We start from the raw sequence: 3,096 nt of genomic DNA on the forward strand, positions 1-3,096 counted from the left end.
GGCGTGGAGCGGGGGGTGTGGCGGGGGTAGTCCAGGCGTTCGGCGAGCGCGCGCCGCTCGGTCTCGGGCAGGTCGGCGAGGATGACCTTGGCGACCGCGGCGACGGTGACCGCCACCGGCCTGCCGATGCGCGAGTACATCCGCACCGGGTAGCGGCTCTCGACCTTGTCGATGTAGAGGACCTCGTCCTCCTGCCGCACCGCCAGGTGGACGGTGTGCCCGCACGCCTCGTTCAGCTCGGTCAGGTACGGGTGGGCGACGGCGCGCACGTCGATGTTCTCCACGGCCTCCTGGGCCAGCGCGATCAGCCGCGCCCCCAGGCGGTAGCGCTGGTCGGCCTGGCGGTGGACCATGCCGTGCTCGTGCAGGGTGCGCAGCAGCCGCAGGGCGGTGGACTTGTGGACGTCCAGGTGCCGGGCGACCTGTTCGAGGCCTGCGGGACCGCGCGCGAGCAGGGGGAGGATGCTCAGCGCCCGGTCGACGGTCTGGCTCATCTGTCTCGCGCCTTCCGTGTGGTCCAGCCGGGGGTGAGCCGCAGTCTGCCCCAGGCGTCGTCGTCGAGCGCGGCCAGCCGGTCGGCCAGGGCCCGGCCGGGCGGCTCGGCGAGGTCGCCCGGGCAGGTGAGCGCGGCGGCGGCGGCCAGATGGCCGTGCCGCAGCCGCGCCCGCGGGGGCAGCCCGCGCAGGGTGGCTGAGAGGAACCCGGCGGCGAAGGCGTCCCCGGCGCCGACGGGGTCGGCCGTCTCCACGGACAGGGCGGGCACGTGACAGGTGCCCGTCGCGGTGTGGGCCGTCGCGCCCCGCCCGCCGTCCTTGACCACGAGTACGGACGGCTCCGGCAGCAGTTCGCGCAGGGCGGCCGGGTCCGCCGCGCCCCAGGCGGCCCGTGCCTCGTCCGCACCGGTGAAGACCAGGTCGCAGCGGCGGGCGAGGTCGAGCAGGACGGCCGGATCCCGCCTCTTCCACAGCCCCACCCGGTAGTTGACGTCGAAGGACAGCAGCGGCCGCCCGGGCCGGGGCTCGGTCAGCTCGTACAGCAGCGCCCGGCAGCCGTCGGAGAGGGCCGCCGTGATGCCGCTGAGGTGGAGGATCCGGCCGGATTCGGCGGCGGCGCGGTCGACGGTGTCCGGGGACATCGCGGAGGCGGCCGATCCGGCGCGGTGGTAGAGCACCTCGGCCAGGGCCGGGTCGGCGGGCCGCTCGCCGGTGGTGGAGCGCTCGCCGCCGGTGCGGAAGTAGACGCCGGTGGGGCGGTCGGGGTCACGGCGCGCGGCGGAGACGTCCACTCCGTGGGCGGCGATCTCGGCCAGTACGTGGTCGCCGAAGCCGTCCGTGCCCACGTGCCCGATCCAGCGGACCCGGTGCCCGGCGCCGGCGAGCAGGCAGGCGGTGTTGGACTCGGCGCCGCCGACACCTCGGACGAAGACCGGGGAGTCGGCGAGCCGGCCGGGGCCGGCGGGCCGGAAGGCCGCCATGGTCTCCCCCAGGCAGACCACGTCGAAGGCGGCCCCGGCGGGTGGGGAGGTCACGGGAGGCACTGTCACGGTCGCCCTCCCCTCCCCCGCTTCCGTCCCGGCCGTCCGTTGACCGGGCGTTCGCGGGGATGCTAGACAGCAACGAGCACTATGCGCAATAAGTGTTGCACATATCGCAATCACCCTCCCGGGGTCCGCCCCGGAGTCCGGAGTCCACCATGGCCGACGAGCACCCCGAGCACGCCGAGCACGCCGAGCATCCCGAGCGCCCCCGGCGGCCCGGAAACCCCCGGCACACCGGCGGGCCCGGGCCCGCGGACCCCGTCGCCCGTCTCGCCGATGAGGTCGTCGACCACCGCTTCAAGGGGCTGCCCCCGGACGCGGCGGGACTGACCGTGGGCGAACTGGCGGCCGAGCGCCGCCCGCTGTTCACCGGCGGCTTCACCACCCCGGTGCTGACGCTGGCCGCCGGGGCGCTGGAGCACAACCTGCGGCAGCTGGGCGCCTTCGCCGCCCGGCACGGCCTCGCCTTCGCCCCGCACGGCAAGACCTCGATGTCCCCGCGGCTGTTCCGGCGCCAGCTCGACCACGGCGCTTGGGGCATCACGGTCGCGGTGCCCTCCCAGGCGCGCGTCTGCCGAGCCTTCGGGGTGCGCCGGATCTTCCTGGCCAACGAGGTGGTGGACGCCGCCGCGCTGCGCTGGATCGCCGGGGAGCTCGCGGCGGACCCGGAGGCGGAGATCGTCTGCTACGTGGACTCGGTGCGCGGCGTGGAGCTGATGGACGCCGCCCTGGCCCCGGTCCTCGGCGCCTCCCCCGCCCCCCGCCCCCTGGACGTCGTCGTCGAACTGGGCGTGGCGGGCGGCCGTACCGGTGTGCGCACGGCCGAGGAGGCGGCACGGGTGGCGCGGGCGGTGGCCGAGGCGGCCTCGCTGCGGCTGGTCGGTGTCGCCGGTTACGAGGGCGAGGTGCCGGACGCCGACGCCGCGCGGGTGCGGGCCTGGCTGGAGGACCTGGTCGCGCTGGCCGCCGGCCTGGACGCGGCGGGCCACTTCGCCGCCCTGGGCCCGGACGAGGAGATCGTGGTGAGCGCGGGCGGCAGCGCCTGGTTCGACGTGGTGGCCGAGGCCTTCGGGCGCGTGCCGAAGCTGTCGCGCCCGATGCTGAAGCTGCTGCGCTCGGGCGCGTACGTCTCGCACGACGACGGCCACTACCGCCGCGCGACCCCGTTCAACCGCGTTCCCGGGCAGGGCTCGCTGCTGCCGGCGTTCCGGCTGTGGGCGCAGGTGGTCTCCCGGCCCGAGCCGCATCTGGCGTTCCTCAACGCGGGCAAGCGCGACGCCTCCTACGACCTGGGCCTGCCCCAGCCGGTGGCCGTCCGCACCGCCGGCGGCGCCGAGCGGGCCGCGGAGGGGATGGAGGTGGTGAAGCTGGCCGACCAGCACGCGTTCCTCCGCCTCGCGCCGGGCGCGGAGCTGGAGGTGGGCGACTGGGTGGCGCTGGGCCTGTCGCATCCGTGCACGGTCTTCGACCGGTGGCAGCTCATCCCGGTCGCCGAGGCCGACGGCGCCGTCACCGACTTCGTCCGCACGTTCTTCTGACCCCCCGCCCCGCCCCGCTTC

3 protein-coding genes are annotated in these 3,096 nt (G+C 76.0%); 1 reads left to right on the top strand and 2 read right to left on the bottom strand.

The annotated features are described in order from the left end of the window. Together L7D48_RS27695 and L7D48_RS27700 are read right to left on the bottom strand one after the other, a co-directional pair. Positions 1–494 (bottom strand): IclR family transcriptional regulator (locus L7D48_RS27695; RefSeq protein WP_237883671.1); only part of this gene is annotated, 494 nt, incomplete at its 3' end. After that, positions 491–1,474 (bottom strand): sugar kinase, encoded by a 984-nt coding sequence (locus tag L7D48_RS27700; protein WP_237883673.1) that lies wholly within the window; start codon positions 1,472–1,474, stop codon positions 491–493. The genes L7D48_RS27700 and L7D48_RS27695, both read right to left, overlap by 4 nt. Before the next feature lie 218 nt (positions 1,475–1,692). Between L7D48_RS27700 and L7D48_RS27705 the strand changes: the two genes are divergently transcribed. Further along, positions 1,693–3,075, top strand: coding sequence for an amino acid deaminase (locus tag L7D48_RS27705; protein WP_237883672.1), 1,383 nt, complete (start codon positions 1,693–1,695; stop codon positions 3,073–3,075). Positions 3,076–3,096 lie beyond the last annotated feature (21 nt).

The sequence above is a fragment of the Streptomyces sp. ICN903 genome (genome assembly GCF_022015835.1).
GTDB classification, from domain to species: Bacteria; Actinomycetota; Actinomycetes; order Streptomycetales; family Streptomycetaceae; genus Streptomyces; species Streptomyces fenghuangensis.

Excerpts from the sequence above, each read along its gene's own strand:
- L7D48_RS27700 (WP_237883673.1), bottom strand. The coding sequence starts at position 1,474 with ATGGCGGCCTTCCGGCCCGCCGGCCCCGGCCGGCTCGCCGACTCCCCG.
- L7D48_RS27705 (WP_237883672.1), top strand. The coding sequence starts at position 1,693 with ATGGCCGACGAGCACCCCGAGCACGCCGAGCACGCCGAGCATCCCGAG.